Origin of the sequence: Rhizobium sp. 007 (assembly GCF_015353075.1) — a bacterium.
GTDB lineage: Bacteria > Pseudomonadota > Alphaproteobacteria > Rhizobiales > Rhizobiaceae > Rhizobium.
In genome coordinates, this window is the sequence record NZ_CP064187.1 from 2123598 (window position 1) to 2144231 (window position 20634).

General features: G+C 60.3%; 19 protein-coding genes and 1 other RNA gene. 7 read left to right on the forward strand and 13 right to left on the reverse strand.

The window, feature by feature from the left end; translation table 11 throughout:
* Position 1: 1 nt before the first annotated feature.
* From ISN39_RS10765 to ISN39_RS10800, 8 genes are all read right to left on the reverse strand, one after another.
* A complete protein-coding gene (locus ISN39_RS10765; RefSeq protein WP_074068932.1) occupies positions 2 to 442 on the reverse strand; it encodes a hypothetical protein in 441 nt (146 codons plus the stop codon).
* 1 nt (position 443) lies between these two features.
* Entirely contained in the window at positions 444 to 1469 is a 1026-nt protein-coding gene (gene rsmH / locus ISN39_RS10770) for a 16S rRNA (cytosine(1402)-N(4))-methyltransferase RsmH (protein ID WP_194730038.1), read from the reverse strand.
* 14 nt (positions 1470 to 1483) lie between these two features.
* The gene (gene mraZ / locus ISN39_RS10775) at positions 1484 to 1924 is read right to left on the reverse strand and encodes a division/cell wall cluster transcriptional repressor MraZ (RefSeq protein WP_246763327.1); all 441 of its coding nucleotides are present in this window, start codon (positions 1922 to 1924) and stop codon (positions 1484 to 1486) included.
* Between the two features lie 418 nt (positions 1925 to 2342).
* An RNA gene (gene rnpB, locus ISN39_RS10780) (RNase P RNA component class A) lies at positions 2343 to 2740 on the reverse strand.
* Between the two features lie 56 nt (positions 2741 to 2796).
* Positions 2797 to 3972: an FAD-dependent oxidoreductase gene (locus ISN39_RS10785; RefSeq protein ID WP_194730040.1), complete on the reverse strand. Its 1176-nt coding sequence runs from the start codon at positions 3970 to 3972 to the stop codon at positions 2797 to 2799.
* A 54-nt stretch (positions 3973 to 4026) separates the two neighbouring features.
* Positions 4027 to 4590: a lytic transglycosylase domain-containing protein gene (locus ISN39_RS10790; protein WP_074068935.1), complete on the reverse strand. Its 564-nt coding sequence runs from the start codon at positions 4588 to 4590 to the stop codon at positions 4027 to 4029.
* A 262-nt stretch (positions 4591 to 4852) separates the two neighbouring features.
* Positions 4853 to 5614 carry an N-acetylmuramoyl-L-alanine amidase gene (locus tag ISN39_RS10795; protein WP_194730041.1) on the reverse strand — a complete coding sequence of 254 codons (762 nt, stop codon included), beginning with the start codon at positions 5612 to 5614 and terminating at the stop codon, positions 4853 to 4855.
* On the reverse strand, positions 5611 to 6318 hold the full coding sequence (locus ISN39_RS10800; RefSeq protein ID WP_039845360.1) for a DnaJ family molecular chaperone: 708 nt from the start codon (positions 6316 to 6318) through the stop codon (positions 5611 to 5613). The genes ISN39_RS10795 and ISN39_RS10800 overlap by 4 nt, the downstream gene beginning before the upstream one ends.
* 389 nt (positions 6319 to 6707) lie before the next feature.
* On the opposite strand from ISN39_RS10800, the gene ISN39_RS10805 reads away from it, so the two are divergent.
* The 3 genes from ISN39_RS10805 (at position 6708) to ISN39_RS10815 (ending at position 9671) form a co-directional block, all read left to right on the forward strand.
* Complete coding sequence (locus ISN39_RS10805; protein WP_194730042.1) at positions 6708 to 7919, forward strand: pyrophosphate--fructose-6-phosphate 1-phosphotransferase; 1212 nt, start codon at positions 6708 to 6710, stop codon at positions 7917 to 7919.
* A 58-nt stretch (positions 7920 to 7977) separates the two neighbouring features.
* Complete coding sequence (locus tag ISN39_RS10810; RefSeq protein ID WP_039845362.1) at positions 7978 to 8613, forward strand: LysE family translocator; 636 nt, start codon at positions 7978 to 7980, stop codon at positions 8611 to 8613.
* A gap of 113 nt (positions 8614 to 8726) precedes the next feature.
* The gene (locus ISN39_RS10815) at positions 8727 to 9671 is read left to right on the forward strand and encodes a lytic transglycosylase domain-containing protein (protein ID WP_194730043.1); all 945 of its coding nucleotides are present in this window, start codon (positions 8727 to 8729) and stop codon (positions 9669 to 9671) included.
* 20 nt (positions 9672 to 9691) lie between these two features.
* On the opposite strand, the gene ISN39_RS10820 is transcribed toward ISN39_RS10815, so the two are convergent.
* Positions 9692 to 11074, reverse strand: a complete 1383-nt coding sequence (locus tag ISN39_RS10820) for a serine hydrolase (RefSeq protein ID WP_194730044.1) — start codon at positions 11072 to 11074, stop codon at positions 9692 to 9694.
* 178 nt (positions 11075 to 11252) lie between these two features.
* Between ISN39_RS10820 and ISN39_RS10825 the strand changes: the two genes are divergently transcribed.
* The 4 genes from ISN39_RS10825 (at position 11253) to ISN39_RS10840 (ending at position 15425) form a co-directional block, all read left to right on the forward strand.
* Complete coding sequence (locus ISN39_RS10825) at positions 11253 to 12497, forward strand: DUF3419 family protein (protein ID WP_194730045.1); 1245 nt, start codon at positions 11253 to 11255, stop codon at positions 12495 to 12497.
* The gene (locus ISN39_RS10830) at positions 12494 to 13177 is read left to right on the forward strand and encodes a class I SAM-dependent methyltransferase (protein WP_194730046.1); all 684 of its coding nucleotides are present in this window, start codon (positions 12494 to 12496) and stop codon (positions 13175 to 13177) included. Before ISN39_RS10825 ends, ISN39_RS10830 begins: the two co-directional genes overlap by 4 nt.
* Before the next feature lie 116 nt (positions 13178 to 13293).
* A complete protein-coding gene (locus ISN39_RS10835) occupies positions 13294 to 14091 on the forward strand; it encodes a GH25 family lysozyme (protein ID WP_194730047.1) in 798 nt (265 codons plus the stop codon).
* 80 nt (positions 14092 to 14171) lie between these two features.
* The gene (locus tag ISN39_RS10840; RefSeq protein ID WP_194730048.1) at positions 14172 to 15425 is read left to right on the forward strand and encodes a lytic murein transglycosylase; all 1254 of its coding nucleotides are present in this window, start codon (positions 14172 to 14174) and stop codon (positions 15423 to 15425) included.
* A gap of 520 nt (positions 15426 to 15945) precedes the next feature.
* Here the strand turns inward: ISN39_RS10840 and metF are convergent.
* The 4 genes from metF to ISN39_RS10860 form a co-directional block, all read right to left on the reverse strand.
* The gene (gene metF / locus ISN39_RS10845; protein ID WP_194730049.1) at positions 15946 to 16848 is read right to left on the reverse strand and encodes a methylenetetrahydrofolate reductase [NAD(P)H]; all 903 of its coding nucleotides are present in this window, start codon (positions 16846 to 16848) and stop codon (positions 15946 to 15948) included.
* 1 nt (position 16849) lies between these two features.
* The gene (locus ISN39_RS10850; RefSeq protein WP_074070323.1) at positions 16850 to 17866 is read right to left on the reverse strand and encodes a metalloregulator ArsR/SmtB family transcription factor; all 1017 of its coding nucleotides are present in this window, start codon (positions 17864 to 17866) and stop codon (positions 16850 to 16852) included.
* 165 nt (positions 17867 to 18031) lie between these two features.
* Positions 18032 to 19681, reverse strand: a complete 1650-nt coding sequence (ettA, locus tag ISN39_RS10855; protein ID WP_194730050.1) for an energy-dependent translational throttle protein EttA — start codon at positions 19679 to 19681, stop codon at positions 18032 to 18034.
* Between the two features lie 140 nt (positions 19682 to 19821).
* Entirely contained in the window at positions 19822 to 20586 is a 765-nt protein-coding gene (locus ISN39_RS10860) for a methyltransferase (RefSeq protein WP_194730051.1), read from the reverse strand.
* Positions 20587 to 20634 lie beyond the last annotated feature (48 nt).

Consider the following 20634-nt stretch of genomic DNA (forward strand, 5'->3'; position numbering starts at 1 on the left):
GCTACTCCACAGATCCCGTTGACATCAGATCCTCTTCTTCCGCCCGCGGTGCCGGAGTGGGAACCGGCTGCGCCTTGGCAGCAACGGCCGTACCTGCGCGTGCACCAGGCTTCTGGCCGTTCTTCGCCTCCGTGATTTCCGGAACCGGAACCTGCGATTTCAACATCGGCAATTCGCGCATATGGACGAGCGCGGTGGAGTCCGTCGGCTGCAACTTCAGTTCGCCATTATAGGTGTTCACCAGCCGCTCCAGCCGGTTCGGCTGCGATTGCAGCGCCCAGTCGGCCTTGAGCAGATCGATCGTATCCTTTTCGAGCTTGATCTCGGCTTCGAGGCGATGAACCTCTTCGAGCTTCAATTCTGCGCGGTGCTTGATTGTATAGGTCACGGTGGCCGCTGCCGTCATGACGCCGATGAGCACAAAGTCGAACGTTCTCAGCATATCAACCCCCAAGCTTTCCGAGGCTGGCAAGACTGGGCAATCCGAAGATCGACATATCCCCAGCTTCGGCCGGCGCATTGGTACGCGTGCCGGCCCGCAGCTTGGCCGAACGCGCCCGCGGATTGGCCTCGGCTTCAGCCTTACCTGCAGCAATCATGGATTTACCGATTGGTTCGAAGGTCGCCGCGCGCTCATGGGCGATCGGCAGATGGCGCGAGCCTGAAGCTTTGCCCGCGCGGTCGGAGAAGAATTTCTTGACGATCCGGTCTTCCAGCGAATGGAAGGTGACGACCACGAGACGGCCGCCGGGCTTCAAGACGCGCTCGGCGGCAAAGAGCGCCTGCCCGAGCTCGCCAAGCTCGTCATTGACGAAGATGCGAAGCGCCTGGAAAACGCGGGTCGCCGGATGAATCTTGTCCTTCATCTTGCGCGGCGTCACCACCTCGATGAGCCCGGCGAGATCGCGCGTCGTTTCGAACGGCTTTTCGGCCCGGCGCTTCTCGATGGCATGTGCGATACGCGGCGCCTGATCTTCTTCACCGAGGAAATGGAAGATGCGGATGAGTTCGGCGACCTTTGCGCGATTGACGACGTCGGCGGCAGAAACGCCGGAAGCAGACATGCGCATGTCGAGCGGGCCGCTCTTCTGGAAGGAGAAACCGCGCTCGGCCTCATCGATCTGCATCGAGGAAACACCGATGTCGAGCACGACGCCGTCGAGTCCACTCTCAGGCGCATGATCGGCCAGGCTGGAAAACTGCGAATGCGTGAGCTTCAGGCGGCCGCCATAGGCTGCAACCATGTCCTGGCCGGCCGCAATTGCCGTAGGATCCCGATCCAGCGCGATCACATCGGCGCCGGCATCGAGAATGGCCGATGTGTAGCCGCCGGCACCAAAGGTTCCATCGAGAATGATTTTGCCGGAAGCCGGCTGAAGTGCTGAAAGCACTTCAGCAAGAAGAACCGGAATGTGGCGAACCGGTCCGCCACCGGCATCAGTTGAACCTCCGCCAGGATTCGCCGCCATTCCGTACCCTCGTTCTATCCGGAGCGCCTGCCCGCCAGCCTGCGCTCCCCTCGTGCCTGTATCTGCGCCGCCTGGAATGCCTGCGGCTGCCACAGCTGAAAATGGTCCGCCCGACCGACGAAGGCCACCTCGTCCGAGATGCCGGTAAAGTCGCGGATGAAGTCCGTGACCATCAGCCGCCCCTCGGCGTCGAGCTTCATGAAGACCCCGCCCCCATGGATAAGAAGCGACATCTCGTTCGCATCCGGCGAAAACGGATCCTCCGCAGCGATCTGCCGCTCGAACCTTTCGAGAAGATCCGGGCCGCCGACGCTGATCGCCGGAAACACAAAGTCCTGAAAGCAATAGAGCTCCTGGACTTTGCGCTGCGCCAGAACGGAGCGAAAGGCCGCGGGCACGGAAACCCTGCCCTTGGAATCGATCCGGTTGGTCGCATTCGAAAGGAAGCGGCTCATGACACGAAACATCCGTTCCCGAAAGAGCCCGAGCAGAATTCAGATGCCCGGAACCCTCAAATTCAGACACAGCTTCACCAGCCGGATGAACGAAAATCCATCCGGCGCCTCCGGAAAGGAAGACGCCTTGGCTTTGCGATTGACGGGCGTTTGATTGCCCTCGTGCAGTGCATTTATGGGATACCATGGGACCATATGGGCGTCAATGGGAAACGCCCGTCTCGCGATGAGCGCAGTATCGAAAATTTATAAGCTGTTAAGTTTAACAAAGGGTTAGGATCGACATTTCCGCTCGTCCCAGAAAGCATCGATGAGAAAAAGACATCCGCACGACGGCACATGCGCGATCATGCGCAAAAATCGCGAACAATCAGAGGATTACGGATCGGCGCCCCGAAATCCGACGCCACAGAAGTTAATCGCCAGTTGGCCTGTAAGCCGGGTTCTGTATGGCTCCGGCCGAAGCCGGAACGTGGCAGCCATTCCTCTGGGACAGCGTTTGCACGCTGCCTCACGCAACCCACCCGGATGACTGACCCGGAAACCGGCCGGCGGGCTTTCGCCCGCCACGTCATCCCTATTCGGTCTTGCTCCCGGTGGGGTTTACCGTGCCGTCGCCGTTGCCGGAGACGCGGTGGGCTCTTACCCCACCCTTTCACCCTTACCTGCGCAAGCGCAGGCGGTTTGCTTTCTGTGGCACTTTCCCTGAGGTCGCCCTCGCCGGACGTTATCCGGCACCGTATTTCCGTGGAGCCCGGACTTTCCTCACCTTACCGCCTTTCGACATTGGTAAAGCGCGGCTGCCCGGCCAACTGGCAGGGCTCAAATAGCCGAGAGTGCCGCCAATTGCCACTGGAAATATACGGATGACATTACCGGAAAGAAGGTTTGAAATCGGTAGCGTAGCCCTGATCCCCGATTTCACCCTTAAACAACAGCTCAGCCCCAAGACGGCCAATCTCGTCGGAACTCTTCGCCGAAGTGCCGGAGCAGCCGGTCAGCACCGCAAACAGTGGAGACGAAGCATAGCCGATCATCGGATAACGGCTCTTCGTATGCGAGACGGCGCAGGCCGCCGTCGAAACGGAAAGCGGCCGCAGATCCGGAACAAGACGGCGGACAATCGCCATGAGATGGTCGCGCACCGCCGGCCGGCCGTCGGTCCGGAACCAGGCACGCAAATCCTTCTCGGTCTTAAGTAGGTAGTCATCGGGATCGCCGCCGATCTTCAGATAGAATTTCAAGTCAGGATAGCGGATCGGAGGCAGCAGATAGATGTCGGTCTCCGGCGCCTCGACGATCAAGGACGGCATGGCGGCAAACTCTGCGGCCTGCGCCTCGTTCACCTCGAACAGTGCGACCGTGCGCCCATGAACCGACATATCAACCGATTGCGGCAACAGATTCTCGCCAATGGAAAAACCGCCTGCCGCAAGCAGCACTTTTTCCGCCGAGTAGACCTTGCCGCCCGAGGTCTCGACAACAGCAACCCCGCCCGCCTCGCGGATCGCCGTCACAGCGTCGCGAACGACTGTTGCACCCGCCTTTTCCGCAATGATCGACTGCGCCTTCACCAGTTTGCGCGGACTGATATGGCCGGCGCCCTTTACCTGGAATACGCTCTCGCAGCCGTCCGGCAGGGCAAAGAATGGAAACGCTGCTTTGAGGCTCGCCTCGTCGAGCAGCTTCGTTTCGACACCAAGCGATGCAGCGGCTTTGGTCGTGTTGACGATATAGTCGCTCTGGGCCGGCGCCACGAAGGCGCAACCCGCTTCGGTGTAGAATGTGATGCCGCTCTCTGCTTCGATCTCAGCATATCGGGCGATGGAACGATTGGCGAGCAGCGCCCAGTCGCGATCCGGATCGACGGTCCGGGTGATGCGGCCCTCGTCGTAATGGCTGGCGAAAACACCCTGATGCGCCTTGCGATTTTCCGGTTCGTCTGGACCGATCACGGCAACGCCGTCCGTCTGTCTCGCCAGATGCTTCGCCGCCGCCGCGCCCATCATGCCGCGGCCGACGACGATATATTTGAAATCAGCCGCCATATCTCACCTCGCTATGAGGTCCAGATAGCACGGCGGCCGACGCGATTCATATTCTTAAATCGAGGTTTGCGCCGCGCTTGACATAAGAGTCAGCACTTTGCCGCAATAGGCCTTTGAGATCGGGTTCATCTTCCGTGCGCCGTGGCCGGCATTGTATTTGAGGATGGTGTTGCAGGTCTGCCCGCCGCCGAGCTCGTGGGCAGCCGCTAGATATTTCATCCCATATTTGATGTTCGTTTCCGGATCGAAGAGGCCCTTCTTCGTTCCCGAATAACCCATCATGCGCGCCGTTGCCGGCTTGATCTGCATGAGGCCGATCTCGCCTGCGCTGCCGCGTGCCTTCGGGTTGAAATTGCTCTCGACACGGACGACGGCGTGGGCAAGCTCGACAGGCACGTCATATTGCTCGGCGTATTTGGCAATTAGAACGGAATACTTATTGGCCGTGAAATCGGGCATTGCATAACCGCTTTGGCGGTCGACGGTCTTGAAAAGGACCGTCTGGGTTTTCTCGTTGCCGTCATTGTTTTTATTACCTGCATCGCCAGCAACAGCGCAGCCGTACCCTGCCAGCAGCAGACTTGCGCATGCCGCTGCACCAATAATCAAATGTCTCATGTAGTCTAGTTACTCCGACCCAAAGAATTACTGGACTGCGCGCCTCGCCGTCTTCCGGTTCCACGTGCCAAGGACTGGCAACGTTCCGCAGCAATTCTTATCGTTTCATTTTGACTCCCGCAGCTACACACAAAAACAGCCGCGAGCGCCGTTCAGCGACCGGGGTTAGACCATCGCAATGAGGAGATAATAGGGAAATGATGTGGCAGTGCAGCATTCAAGGTCGTTTGCGCAAAAACGTTGCTTGAGCGTCACACAGACGTCATGAATAACGCGGCAGCGCAGAGAGCAGCCGGTGCAGCGTGTCGATCGTCGAAAAGTCGGCAATGCCGTCGACGCGCTCCTGGCGGAAATGACGCTGGAAGGCCTCCACGTCGCCCGCCGTTCTCTCGGAGAATTCACCTGTGATTTCCGTGGCATAACCGTAAAGCGAGAGCATCGACTGCAGGGCTTCGACCGGTTGGCCGCAGTCGCCCCGCTGGAAGAAGCGCCCGCCGGTGATCGGCGCTGGTTCGACCCAGTGTCCTACCCCTGCGTGATGCAGTTCCGCCCACGGAAATTTCTCGCCCGGATCGACCTTGCGAATGGGTGCAACGTCCGAGTGCGCAAGCACCCTTTCCGGTGCGATCGACCAACGTTTGCCGCAATCACGACACAATTCAATCACCGCCGCAATCTGCTCTTTAGGGAAGTCCGGCAGGCCGCCCGGATGCCCGGCATTGGCGATTTCGATGCCGATGGATCGGGAATTGATATCCCCCTCGCCGTGCCAGCTGCCCTTGCCGGCATGCCACGCCCGACGCGCCTCCGCAACGAGCTGAACGACGTCGCCGTTCTCGTGGACGAAATAGTGGCAGGAGACCTGGCTCTCCTCGCGACAGAGCCAATCGAGCGCCGAGCCCGGCGTCGGCATGCCCGTGTAATGAAGGATGATCATATCCGGTTTGCGCCCGTCCGCACGCTCGCCATGGTTCGGCGACGGCTGCACGCAAGCCTTGCGATAGTCGGCCTCGAACGAGGTCATGCGGCGCGGCGTTCCTTCTCGATCGTCGCATAGGCATCGTTGAGGGCAGCCATGCGCTCGTTGGCGATCGCGTGGAACTCCCTGGGCACGCCGCGCGAAATCAGCCGGTCGGGATGGTTCTCGCTGACAAGGCCGTGATAGCGGCGGCGGATCGTCGGGAAATCGTCGGAAGGCGAAACGCCGAGGACCTTGTAAGGGTCCCGGCCGATCGAAACATGGCGCGCCGCGATCTGCTCGAAACGTTCTTCGCTCATCTCGAAGATCTGGCCGATATGACGGAGGAAATTCATCTCCTTCTCATGGACCGCGCCGTCCGCCTTGGCGATGTGGAAGAGGCCGTCGAGCACGTCTTCCAGAACAGCGCAATTGGAGGCGCAGCTGACGCACAGTGAAGAAAGCTTCGCAGCATAGGCCTCGTAACCCGCGACATCCTGGCGCGCGAGATTGTAGAGGCGGGCAACGTTCTTCGCCTGGTCCTGCGGAAAGAAGAAAATGTCGCGGAAAGCCCGGACTTCCTTCTCGCTGACGATCCCGTCGGCCTTCGCCATCTTGGCGGAAAGCGCGATGATGGCAACGGAGAACGCGACCTTGCGACGGGTCTCGGGATCACCCTCGAAAACCGTGCGGATCGCCTCGACGATCGCCGAGAGCAGGTTACCCGCAGCGTTGCCAACAGCATTCAACAGTTTTTCCCAGAAGGACATCGAAGTTTCTCGCATCGCAATATGAAAATACCTTGATCAAATAATCATAGCCATTGCAAGGCGGCGATTGGTCGTAGGATTGAAAACACTTTTCACAATTCGGTAATTGTCGCGTCTCTTATCAGGCGAGAGACAGCATTCGCATGCGCACCTTTATGCGCCTTTCGGACAGGCTTCATTGCCTGCTCGAGATTTTCCACAGCGCGTCTCAGAAAGCAAATCGGGGCTTGAAACGATTAGATGCGTCCTTCTTGCCACCTTTCTTGCCTTGCCCGCCGGAGCCGCGCATTTTTCGTAAATTCTTTGCTTTACAGGCCTCTTTCCCTGCCGCATCCATGCGTTAGGTAAGCTGCATGCGACTACCCGCACGAAGCACTCAAGGAGGGAAAATGGCCAAACAGAAAGTAGCAATGCTGACCGCCGGAGGCCTGGCTCCCTGTCTTTCCTCTGCCGTCGGCGGCCTCATCGAGCGCTACAGCGACGTCGCGCCGGATGCCGAGCTCATTGCCTATAAATCCGGGTATCAGGGCGTGCTGCTTGGCGACAGAATCCAGATCAGCAAGGAAATGCGCCAAAAGGCGCCGCTTCTCCACCGCTTCGGCGGCTCGCCGATCGGCAACAGCCGCGTCAAGCTCACCAATGCCGCCGATTGCGTCAAGCGCGGCTTAGTCAAGGAAGGTGAGAACCCGCTTCGCGTCGCCGCCGAACGCCTTGCCGATGACGGCGTCACCATCCTTCACACCATCGGCGGCGACGATACCAACACGACTGCTGCCGATCTCGCAGCCTATCTCGCTGCCAATAATTACGACCTTACCGTCGTCGGCCTGCCGAAGACGGTCGACAACGACGTCGTGCCGATCCGCCAGTCTCTGGGCGCCTGGACGGCGGCTGAAGTCGGTGCGCATTTCTTCGACAATGTGAGCAACGAGCAGAGTGCGGCGCCACGCACGCTCGTCATCCACGAGGTCATGGGCCGCCACTGCGGCTGGCTGACGGCGGCGACCGCCCGGGCCTATCTCAGCCGTACGAAGAACTACGAATATGTCGACGGGATGATGATGAATGCGGGCCTGAAAAGCATCAATGCCGTCTATCTGCCGGAAATGGCTTTTGATCTGCAGGCCGAAGCCGAACGCCTCAAGGAGATCATGGACAAGACCGGCCATGCAACCGTCTTCGTCTCTGAAGGCGCCTGCCTCGATGCCATCGTCGCGGAGCGCGAGGCCGCCGGCGAGACCATCAAGCGCGATGCCTTCGGCCATGTTAAGATCGACACGATCAATGTCGGCGGCTGGTTCCAGAAACAGTTCGCCAACCTCGTCAATGCCGAGCGTTCGCTGGTCCAGAAATCCGGCTATTTCGCCCGCTCCGCGCCCGCCAATGCCGACGACCTCCGCCTCATCCACAGCATGGTTGACCTGGCTGTCGAAAGCGCCCTCAACAAGGTCTCCGGCGTCACTGGCCATGACGAAGGACAGGACGGCAAATTGCGCACCATCGAGTTCCCCCGCATCAAGGGCGGCAAGGCCTTCGATCTTTCGACCAGATGGTTCGCCGAAGTGATGGATACGATCGGACAAAAATACCAGGAAGCATGATTGACGCAGGGCTAATATGGTGTCTTTGCTTGTTTCCTAGGGATTAGGAGGAGATTCCATGTCGCTTGAAGCCTGGCTCGCTTTCGCCGCCGCATCCGCCATCATGCTTGCCATTCCGGGGCCGACCATCCTGCTCGTCGTGTCCTATGCGCTTGGCCATGGACGAAGGACGGCGCTGGCGACGGTGAGCGGCGTGGCGCTCGGCGATTTCACGGCGATGACGGCTTCCCTCTTCGGCCTCGGTGCGGTTCTGGCGGCATCGGCAATGCTCTTCACGGTGCTGAAGTGGATTGGCGGCGCCTACCTCATCTGGCTAGGCATCAAGCTTTGGCGCGCGCCGCTCATCACCGAACCGGTGGCCGACAACGACAACCTGCCGGAAGAGAAGTCGCTGAAGATCTTCCTGCACGCCTATATCGTGACGGCGCTCAATCCGAAGAGCATCGTCTTTTTCGTCGCCTTCGTTCCGCAATTCCTCAACCCCGCAAAGCCCTTCTTCGAACAGATGGTCATCATGGAGCTGACCTTCCTCGTTCTCGCCGCGATCAATGCTTCGACTTACGCACTTCTAGCGAATGCCGCACGCGGCCTCATCCGCAAGGCCAGCGTACAGCGCGCCGTCAATCGCACCGGCGGGACGTTATTGATCGCTGCAGGCGCCGTGACGGCCGGTTATCGCCGGATCGCCGCCTGACGATTTTCGCCGGGTTGCGGCGCAACAGCGAATAGGTTAATGGCAAATCAGGGTTCAGGGTCTCGATAAATTTTAAATGCTGCCAGGGCGGCGCGATTCACGAAAGTGACAGAATGGTAGCGAACGGATTTTCCGGCCTGAAACGCGGCCTTGTCGTGACGACAATGCTCTGCGGTATAGCCGGATGCTCGACGGTCGAGTACACGTCCCAGGCGGAATTGACCGCTGTGCAGAGCGTCGTTCCAACCCCGAAGCCTGGCGAAGATGCGATGATGATGGCCGCCGTACCGGCCGCCGACGGCACCAGCCATCCCGAAACCGCATTCGCAGCTTCCAACCCGCAGGCGACACCCGCTTTGACCGCCGCCGCAACGGCAATGCCGGCGACGGCAACGTCCGCCGATCCTGCCATGCAGCAGGCGATGACCGCGAGTGGCACACAGATTCCACTGACGCCGGAAATGACCGCGATCCAATCGGTCGTGCCGACCCCCCGTCCAGGCACTCCGGCATCGCCATCGAACCAGCTTGCCTTCGCAGCGACAGCGCCGCAGAGCGGCGCCCTGGCTGCCATCGCCTCCGTCGGGCCCACGCGGCGTTCGATGTCGGATTTCACCTTCGACGAGTCCGGTCCAATGGACCCGCCGGCCGCGCCGCCGATGTTCAGCGACAGCGACATTGATACGGCGCCGACCGCGGAAAAGAGCTTTATCAGCAAGCTGATCAGCAAATATTCGAAACTTTACGAAGTCCCCGAAACATTGATCCACCGCGTCGTGCACCGCGAAAGCCGTTACAATCCAAAGGCTTACAACAAGCGCGGTTATTTCGGCTTGATGCAGATCAAATACAATACGGCCAAATCGATGGGCTATGACGGCGCGCCCACCGGCCTTCTCGACGCCGAAACCAACATCAAATATGCCGCGAAATATCTGCGCGGCGCATGGCTCGTTTCCGACAACAAGGAAGAAGATGCCGTGAGGCTTTATGCGCGCGGCTATTATTACGATGCCAAGCGCAAAGGCATGACGAGTATTGCCCAGGGCAACTACTAAGCTTTCGCCTTCACATACGCTCAACTGGCAGGCAGCGCGGCCAGCAGCTCTTTCAGCATAAGCTGCGGCTTGTAGCCGAGGCGGCCTGGCGTCAAGCCCATGCGGACGAAGACCAGATCGGCGGACGGCACGATCGCCATGCTTTGCCCGTCATGTCCTTCCAGCCAGAAGGTATCTTCCGGCAGCCCCGCTTCGGCGCTCGTATCTCCGCCGGGTGCTACGAGCCATGCCTGACCTTGCGTATATTTACCGCCCGACGATTGCGTCGGCGTTCGCATCGCCCTGGCAAACCCCTCCGGCAACAGCCGCTGACCGTTCCAGACGCCGTCCTGAAGCAGGAATTGCCCGAAACGCGCCCAATCGCGCGCCGTCGCGTAGAGATAGGAACTGCCTGCAAAGGTGCCACGGGCATCGACCTCCAGCACCGCACTCGACATGCCGAGCGGCTTGAAAAGTGCCTCCCTCGGATAAGAGAAGGCCCCTTTCTGGTCGCCTACCCCATCCATCCAGATTCGCGACAATAGGACCGCCGTGCCGCTCGAATAACGGAAGCGTTCGCCGGGCTTTGCTTCGAACGGCGCATCGGCGGGCAACGAAACCATATCGGGGTCGAGATAGAGCATGCGCGTCACATCCGTGACATCGCCGTACTCCTCGTTGAAAGCCAGGCCGCTTTCCATGCCCAGGAGATCCCGGAGCCTGATCTGCGACCGTTCGTCATCCTTCCACTGCGGCAAAAGGTTGGTCGCGTTGAAATCCAACTTTCCATCGAGCATGGCGCGCCCGACGAGCGCCGCATTGACTGTCTTGGTCATCGACCAGCCAAGCAGAGGCGTCCTCGCATTAAAGCCTTCGCCGTAGCGCTCCGCCACGATCCGGTCGTTGTGAACGACGACCATCGCGCGCATTTGCGGACCGGCCAGCACGTCGTTTGCCAGCAGCGACGCAAGCGCTCCGTCGTTAGCTTCAGCAACGCTCTCGCCTTCCGGCCATAGTGCCGCGTTCTCCGGAACCATCTGCGGCGGCGTATCCGAAGGTGCCGCCTCGGCAGCAGCCTTGAAATTGCCGTCAGGCACGCTCGTGCAGCCGAACGCCCCCCGATAGAGCGCATATCCCGGTGCGAAGAGCCCCAGGATGCGCGCCGTCACATGCCCCTGATCCCGATCGACCGAAACCCTCACCAATCGCAGCAGCGGATTGCCCGGCGCCTGTACGTCGCCGTAGAGCACCGCTTGCGGGTCGCGTCCTGCCAAAAAGACATTCGAGCAGACGATCTTCGCCGCATATCCGTCACCCACGCGCAACAGCTCCGGCGGATTGACGTATAGCCAGGTCCCGCCTCCGATGACGATGACAACGGAAGCAGTGGCGAGTGCCTTCACGATACGCAGAACAAATCGCATGTCATAGCCTCCACGAATGGAGAAAAGCAGGAAATCTCTTCACAAAAAAGAGCACAAGAACGCGAGTGCCGTTTCCTGCCAGGCAATTCCTGTGGAAATCGATACCCACAGTCTGCGTCATCAAACTGTAGCAGGGACGCGCTACACGCCCTGAACGCAAAAAGGGTGACAGACTCATATGACGGAATTTGCACCGGATACCGGCTTCCGCAAGAACCGGAAACTCAAGGACGCTCTTCTCCGCCACAAGGCATTTTCCAAGGACGGCTTTTCGGAACGGCTTTTCGGCCTGCTCTTTTCCGGCCTCGTCTATCCGCAGATCTGGGAGGATCCGGATCTCGACATGCAGGCAATGGAACTGCAGCCGCATCACCGCATCGTCACGATCGGCTCGGGCGGCTGCAACATGCTCGCCTATCTCTCCAAGGCGCCGGCCTCCATCGATGTGGTCGACCTCAACCCGCACCATATCGCGCTCAACCGCCTGAAGCTTGCTGCCTTCAAGCATCTTCCCGGCCATACCGACCTGGTACGCTTCCTCGCCATGCCCAACGAGCGCTCGAACAGCCAGGCCTTCGACCACTTCCTGTCGTCCAAGCTCGATGAGACGACACGCGCCTATTGGAACGGCCGCAAGTTCGGCCGCCGCCGCGTCACCGTCTTCAACCGCAATTTCTATGAGACCGGCCTGCTCGGCCGCTTCATCGGCGCGGCCCATCTGCTCGCCCGCCTGCACGGCGTCGATCTCAAAGAGATGACAAAGACCCGCTCTATCCGCGAACAGCGCCAGTTCTTCGACGAGCAGGTTGCGCCCCTCTTCGAAAAGCCGGTGGTGCGCTGGATTACAGGGCGCAAGAGCTCGCTTTTCGGTCTTGGCATTCCGCCGCAGCAATATGACGAGCTTGCCAGCCTCGCCGCCGATCAGTCGATCGCACCGGTGCTGAAGCATCGCCTCGAAAAGCTCGCCTGCCATTTTCCGATGAGCGAAAACTATTTCGCCTGGCAGGCATTTGGTCGCCGGTATGCCTCCGATGACGAAGGCCCGCTGCCGACCTATCTGAAGCGGGAGCACTACGAGGTGATCCGCGCCAATGTCGATCGCGTCAACGTCCATCACGCAAGCTTCACCGAGCTTCTCGCCAAGGAACCCGCCGCCTCTCGCGACCGTTATATCCTGCTCGACGCGCAGGACTGGATGACGGACCAGCAGCTGAACGAGCTCTGGGCGGAGATTACCCGGACCGCCCGCCCCGGCGCCCGCGTCATCTTCCGCACGGCGGCCGAAAAAAGCGTCATCGAGGGCCGTCTTTCCCCGGCGATCCGCGAACAATGGGAATATTTCGAGGAGAAGTCCCGAGATATGACCGCACTCGACCGTTCGGCCATCTACGGCGGCTTCCACATTTACGGAAAAAAGGCGTGACCGAAATCCGCACCATCGTGGACGAGAAAACCGAAAAGCATGCCAATCTTATGGACGGCATGTATCGCTACCAGCGCCATATCTACGATCTGACGCGCAAATACTACCTGCTCGGCCGCGACCGTACGATCCGCAATCTGGACGTCCCGGAAGGCGGCACGCTGCTCGAAGTAGGCTGCGGCACCGGCCGCAACCTGGTGCTCGCACACCGGCTGTTTTCCGGCGCGAGGCTCTATGGCCTCGACATTTCGCAGGAAATGCTGATTTCGGCGCGTAAGACATTCGCCACGAAGGCCGCGGTTGCCGATTTTCGCGTTGCCGACGCGACCGCCTTCACCCCACGGGACTTCGGTGTCGGCGGCTTCGACCGGGTCCTCATTTCCTATGCGCTCTCGATGATTCCCAATTGGGAACGCGCCGTCGATGCCGCAATCGCCGCATTGAACCCCGGCGGGCAGCTGCACATCGTTGATTTCGGCCAGCAGGAGGGCCTGCCGGCCTGGTTCAGGGCGGTGCTGAAGTCATGGCTTGCAAAATTTCACGTCACGCCTCGCGCCGATCTGCGCGAGGTGCTGGAAGCGCAAGCCCATGAAAACAACGCGACATTGTCGTTCGAGACGATCGGCCGCGGCTATGCCTGGCGGGCAGCAATCATCGCCCGGCCTTCACAAATCACTTGAAACTAACCGATTTTTTACGTTGATATGTTGAAAGAGGGGGATTCCTCTACTGAAACTCGTCTTTCGAAGGTCAAGCTGTGGGGCAAGTCGATCATTCGGTCCACGACGGGACATTTATGCGCCGGATTTTGTTTTGTGTATTGCCATTGGCTATCATGTTGGCCGGCTGTACTTCATCGGGATATGATTATCTTGAGACCGCATCCATAAAACCGAAGACCCGCTTCAAGGATACCGACCCGCAGGATTTCGGGGCGAAGCATCCGCATCGGAACGAGGTTCACGGCATCGACATCTCCAAGTGGCAGGGCGATATCGATTGGCAGACGGTGAAAACTTCGGGCGTCGCCTTTGCCTTCATCAAGGCGACCGAGGGCAAGGATCGGTTCGACCCGCGCTTCAATGAATACTGGCAGCGCGCCCGCGCCGTCGGCATCCCCCATGCGCCGTATCATTTCTATTATTTCTGCTCGTCGGCCGATGAGCAGGCCGACTGGTTCATCCAGAACGTCCCGCAGGAATCGATGCGCCTGCCCCCGGTCCTGGACGTCGAATGGAACGGCGAATCGAAGACCTGCCGCTTCCGGCCGGACCCGGCGACCGTCCGCGCTCAGATGCAGCGCTTCATGGACCGCCTCGAAGCCTATTACGGCAAGCGGCCGATCATCTATACATCGGTCGATTTCCACCGCGACAATCTGCAGGGTTATTTCCAGGACTATCACTTCTGGGTCCGCTCGGTGGCCGCGCACCCGGAAGTCACCTATGCCGACCGCCGCTGGGCCTTCTGGCAGTACACGTCGACCGGTGTGATCCCCGGCATCAAGGGCCCCGCAGACATCAATGTGTTTGCGGGCTCCTCAAAGAACTGGGCCAACTGGGTGGCTTCCGTTTCTAAGGACAGAAATTCTTAGTAACGTCCGCCGATCTTTCTTGCTTCCGTCACATTCATCTGTGAAAGCAACGGACATATTTCGGATACAAGGACGAACTCATGCACCGCTCGCTTAGAAGCCGCTCTGCACTTGCTCTTTTGTTTGCAATCACCGCGGCAACCACGGCATTGGCTCAGCAGCAGGCAATGGCTCCGGCGGCCTCCCCGCCACCGGCGGCAACGCCTCAGGCTCCTCCCGTGGCTTGCGCCGGCGATCTTGCCGAATTTCTGGCTGGCGTGAAGGCCGATGCAATCGCCGCCGGCGCCTCCGCCGAAGCTGCCGACAAGGCGCTCGCCGGCGCGCAGATCGATCCCAAGGTTCTGAGCCGCGACCGCGCGCAGGGCGTCTTCAAGCAGACCTTCCTCGAGTTTTCGCAGCGTACCGTCAGCCAGGCCCGTCTCGATATCGGCCGCCAGAAGCTGAAACAGTTCGCAGACGTCTTCGCCAGGGCCGAGCAGGACTATGGCGTCGCCCCGGGCGTCATCACCGCCTTCTGGGCAATGGAAACGGACTTCGGCGCGGTTCAGGGCGATTTCAATACGCGCGACGCGCTCGTCACGCTGGCGCATGACTGCCGCCGTCCCGAACTCTTCCGCCCGCAATTGATCGCGCTCATCGAAATGGTTCAGCACGGCGACCTTGACCCGGCGACCAATACCGGCGCATGGGCGGGCGAAATCGGCCAGGTGCAGATGCTTCCGCGCGACATCGTCGCCTACGGCATGGACGGCGACGGCGATGGCCATGTGCGGCTGAAGGAGAGCGGCCCGGACGCCATCCTGACGGCTGCGAAGTTCATCCAGCATCTCGGCTTCAAGCGCGGCCAGCCCTGGCTGCAGGAAGTCACCCTGCCCGACAACCTTCCCTGGGAAAAATCAGGCCTCGGGGGCACCATGACGGCGGGCGAATGGTTTGCACTCGGTGTCCAACCGCGTGACGGCAACACCAGCTTCGGCAATCTGGAGGGTGACCTCGTTCTCCCGCAGGGCCGTCACGGACCGGCCTTCATCGCCTACCCGAACTTCAAGATCTATCTCGAGTGGAACAAGTCGTTCATCTACACGACCTCGGCCGCCTATTTCGCCACCCGCTTTGGCGGTGCGCAGCCCTATCTCAAGGGGACGCCGGAACAGGGCCTTGCGAATGACCAGATGAAGCAGTTGCAGACCAAACTGCAGTCGAAGGGCCACGATGTCGGTCAGATCGACGGCATCCTGGGTTCCGGCACCCGTGTCGCGATCCAGAAGGAGCAGCAGCGTCTCGGAATGCCCGCCGATGGCTGGGCGACGCCCGGCCTGCTGAGCGCGCTGTGATCAATCCATTTTCGTGAAGGCCGGCCCATTCGATCGCGTCCCGGAAAACGCCGGGGCGCGATTTCGATTTCCCGCATCATATCAGCAGCTTCCGGTCATGCCTTTATGTAGCCATCGCCGTTAACGGGCCAATCGCCCAATTTAACGCACGGTTAAAATGTGTGAATAAAATTCCATCGTGATTTGGCAATTAATTCCAATTGCTTAGCCGATCAGAACGTGGCTCATCCGCAGTCCGCCGCTGCGCTGCAGCATAGATTCCGCTTTCCACGCGACACAATTCAGACATATTATGTGCCGGTTAACGCGAGGAGGCAGACATGGGTATCACACGATCCTTGAATGTCCTGTTGGTCAGTGCAGCGTTCGCGTTCGTCTTGTCCATGCTCTTCATTTGAGCGGTCGGCGAACCCTATGACTGGAATACCTAGCTCCTGACAAGCTAACAGTTCAGCCAATTAAAAAGCGCATGTCACCGCCAGACATGCGCTTTTTTATTCGATGCCGATTGCCGCCGCTCTCAGGCAGCGGCGCCCGCTGCCCTCTTTGCGCCCTCGCGCCTGAGGCCGAGATTGGTGAGCACGGCTGATACCAACGGCGAGCGGTTCATCGTATAGAGATGAAACTCGTCCAGCCCGCGGCGGACAAGATCCTCGATCTGCTCGACGGCGACATCGACGGCAACCTTCGCCCGCTCCTCCACCTTGTCGTCGAGACCGGCAAAGCGCTCGTCGAGAAAGGCCGGGATCACCGTGCCGCATGCGCTGGCAAATCGCTTCAGCTGCGTCAGGTTCTGGATCGGCATGATGCCGGGAACGATCGGGATTTTGACGCCTGCGGCCCGCACCTTCTCCAGGTAGCGCTCGAAATTGTCGTTGTCGAAGAAGAATTGCGTCAACGCGCGGTCCGCGCCGTTGTCGGCCTTTCGCTTCAGCATGTCGATATCGGCCGCCACGTCCCGGCTCTCCGGATGTTTCTCCGGATAGGCGGACACCGAAATCTCGAAATCGCCGATCTCGCGAAGGCCGGCCACGAGTTCGGCCGCATTGGCGTAGCCGCCCGGATGAGGCTGGTAAGGCACCCCTGCCCCGCCCGGCGCATCGCCGCGCAACGCCACGAAGTGCTTCACGCCAGCCTTGCGGAAATGGTCGATCACCTGGTGCGTTTCTTCCTTCGTGGCGCCCACGCAGGTGAGATGCGACGCAGTCGCAAGCGGCGTTTCGTTGAGGAACCGCGTCACGGCCGTCATCGTCGGTGCCTTCGTGGTACCGCCAGCGCCATAGGTCACCGAGACGAAATCCGGATCCCAGTCCTGCAGCTCGGCCACGGTCTTCCAGAGCTGACCTTCCATCTCCTCCGACTTCGGCGGGAAAAATTCGAAGGAAATGCCGATATTGCGGCGGTCTCCGGTGTTCAATGCCATATCATACCTCCCCGGCCAATACTGTTTCGGCGCCTTCGGATGCAATGAGGCGCCTCGGATCGCGCGCAAGCCAGATCGTGACCGTAAGCCCCTTCTCGCCCGGCTGACCCGGATGAAGATCGACGGTCTGCTCCACATCGAGCCCCGTCTTGCGCAGCCAGTCGGTCATCGACTGATGCGAGAAACCAAGGCGGACATGCGCGTGCTCGTCGCGAAGATATTCGAGCCCATGCGGCGCAAGGTCGATGACCATGAGACGCCCACCGGGTGCCAGCATCCGCGCCGCCTCGGCGATCGCGATTTCCGGCTGATCGAAGAAGTGCAAAACCTGATGAATGGTGACGAGATCGAAATCCTGTCCCTCGAACGGCAGGTTCAGGATGTCGGCATGCCGCACCGAAGCCTTGGTGATGCCCGCCCTGTCGAGATTGGCGCGGGCGACGCTCAGCATGTCACGGCTGGCATCGACGCCGATCGCCCGGCGATAGAGCCCGGAAAGCAGCTCCAGCATGCGGCCGGTCCCCGTGCCGAGATCGAGCAGCGAATAGACCGGCTGGTTACCGAGCAGCTTGATGACCGCGGCATCCACCTCTTCGTCGGCGGCGTGGAGGCGCCGAAGCTCGTCCCATTCGGCGGCGTTGCGGCTGAAATAGGCCTGCGCCCGCTCTGCCCGCTGACGCTTCACGGCTAAAAGCCGCTCGCCATCGCGCAGGATCACCGGGTCGTTCTGGGACGCGTGTGTTAGCAGCACGCGCACCAGCGCCGCCGCCTTGCCGTCCTGCCTCAGCCGGAAATAGGCCCAGGCACCCTCCTGATAGCGATCGATGAGGTCGGCCTCACCGAGCAGCTTCAGATGCCGCGAAATGCGAGGCTGAGACTGTCCGAGAATTTCCGTAAGATCGGTCACCGTCAGGTCGCCGGCGGCAAGAAGCGCGAGAAGCCGCAGGCGCGTCGGCTCACCGGCCGCCTTCAAGACGTCCACCAGCGCATCCAATCCAAGCCTCACAGCTTCAGCCATATCCCGACCCAATCAACATATAAAGATATCTTTATGTGATTTGAGAAGGCCTGGCAAGCAGGAATCCGCTCTGTTCACGAAATTCACTGCTCTGAAAGCGACCGGCAAAAATACAAAAACCCCGGCGCTTGCCGGGGCTTCCGATCCAAGAGACGGCGCTGACGATCAGCGCGTCAGGCGCTTGTAGGTCACCCGCTTCGGATTGACCGAATCCACGCCGAGGCGGCGCATCTTGTCCTGCTCGTAATCTTCGAAGTTGCCTTCGAACCATTCGACATGGCTGTCGCCTTCGAAGGCGAGGATATGCGTTGCAAGCCGGTCGAGGAACATGCGGTCGTGGCTGATGATAACGGCGCAGCCAGCGAAGTTTTCGAGCGCGTCCTCGAGCGCGGCCAGCGTTTCCGTATCGAGATCGTTGGTCGGTTCGTCGAGGAGGATGACGTTGCCGCCGGCCTTCAGCATCTTGGCAAGATGGACGCGGTTGCGCTGGCCGCCGGAAAGCGTGCCGACCTTCTGCTGCTGGTCGCCGCCCTTGAAGTTGAAAGCGCCGCAATAGGCGCGCGAATTCACTTCGTGCTTGCCGAGCTTGATGATGTCGTTGCCGGCGGAGATCTCTTCCCAAACGGTCTTGTTGCCGTTGAGCGCATCACGGCTCTGGTCGACATAGCCGAGATCGACGGTATCGCCGATGCGGATTTCGCCGCTGTCGGGCTTTTCCTGGCCGGTGATCATGCGAAAGAGCGTCGTCTTGCCGGCACCGTTCGGGCCGATGACGCCGACGATGCCGCCCGGCGGCAGCTTGAAGCTCAGGTTCTCGATCAGGACGGTATCGCCATATCCCTTGGTGAGGTTCTCGGCCTCGATGACGACCTGGCCGAGACGCTCACCGACCGGGATGACGATCTGGGAGTCGCCGGGACGGCGGTCGGCAGCTGCCGCCACCAGTTCGTCATAAGCGCGGATACGCGCCTTCGACTTTGCCTGACGCGCTTTCGGGCTGGAGGCAATCCATTCCTGCTCACGAGACAGAGCCTTCTGGCGGGAGGCTTCTTCGCGGCCCTCCTGCTGCATGCGCTTCGCTTTCGCTTGCAGATAAGCCGAATAATTGCCCTCATAGGGAATGCCGCGGCCGCGGTCGAGCTCGAGGATCCAGCCGGTGACATTGTCCAGGAAGTAGCGGTCGTGGGTGATCATTAGCACGGAACCCGGATATTCGCGCAGGTGCTTTTCGAGCCAGGCGATCGTCTCGGCGTCGAGGTGGTTCGTCGGTTCATCGAGGAGCAGCAGGTCCGGCTGGGCAAGCAGCAGGCGGCAGAGCGCCACGCGGCGCTTTTCGCCGCCCGAAAGATTGTCGACCGAAGCATCGCCCGGCGGGCAGCGCAGCGCGTCCATCGCCATCTCGACCTGGTTTTCCAGGTCCCAGAGGTTCTGGCTGTCGATGATGTCCTGGAGCTTCGCACCCTCTTCCGCCGTCTCGTCGGAATAGTTCATCATCAGCTCGTTGTAGCGGTCGAGGATCGCCTTCTTGGAGGCCACACCTTCCATGACGTTTTCGAGCACCGTCTTCGACGCATCGAGCTGCGGCTCCTGCGCCAGGAAGCCGAGCGTTGCGCCCTCGGCGAGCCAGGCTTCGCCGGTATATTCCTTGTCGAGGCCGGCCATGATGCGCAGGACGGTGGACTTACCGGCGCCGTTCGGGCCGAGGATACCGATCTTGGCGTCGGGGTAGAAGGAAAGGTGGATGTTCTCCAGCACCTTCTTGTTGCCATAGGCCTTGTTGAGGCCGGCCATATGATAGATGAACTGACGTGCCATTATGCGCTGCTCCGGGCGGAAACTTGAAAACCGTGGCCGCTATGTAGGCGAAAGCCGGCTTTCGGGCAACGCCGAAACCGGCTTTCTCTACGGCAATCGATTTGGTTCCGTTCGAAAAGCAAGGGATTTGCCTGATCTCGTCAGGCTTTCCGCCCAGTCGCATGAAATAGCCGAGCCATCGCACGGTATGGGTCACGAAGCGAAGCAGCGCGCTCAAGCGCGATGAGCTCGGCGGCGAGCGCGCCGTCAAAGGTCTGCTCGTCAAGATGATCGGAAAACACGCGGACCCCTCGCCATTGGCAGTCGGCAAAGCCACAGGCCCCCATTTGCTGAACAACCGCCGAAGGATCGTCACCGCGCGTTCTAATTCCAAGGTTGCCGATGCTGGCTGCCGCGCCGGTTTCGATCAGTTCCCTTGCCGTCGCGTAGTCTCCACGCAGCGCTTGCCGGAAACCGCCAGAGAGTGCGTTTTTCGTCAAGATGCTAAGCAGCCCGCCGCGTTTCACATGGCTTGCCAATTTTCGGATGGCAGCGGCACTGTCGTCCAAGTACATCAGTACGCCATGGCAGCAAACTGCATCGAAGAGATGTTCTGATGCGAAATCGGTGATGTCGCGCAGCGCAAACTCAAGCCGGCTGCGCACTTGCTCCGGCAGCTCTGCCTTGCGCAGATTTGCCCGGCGCAGCATTTCAGGCGAAGCGTCAATGCCGAGAACTCTAAAACCGGCTTCGGATAGACGCGCGGATATCTCGCCATCGCCGCACCCCATATCCAGAACCGTTCCGCCGGCAGACGTGAGGCCGGCCACGACTTCGAACACCAGCTCGTGACGTATTTTGCCGCGTATCCCAGCCGAGTATCTCTGGTAGGCGTCCCCCACGCTTCCGAAGTCATCCAGCCGCATCGTTCTCCCACCCCGCTTCGAGCCGTGCTCCAGTCCCGAACCTCGCGA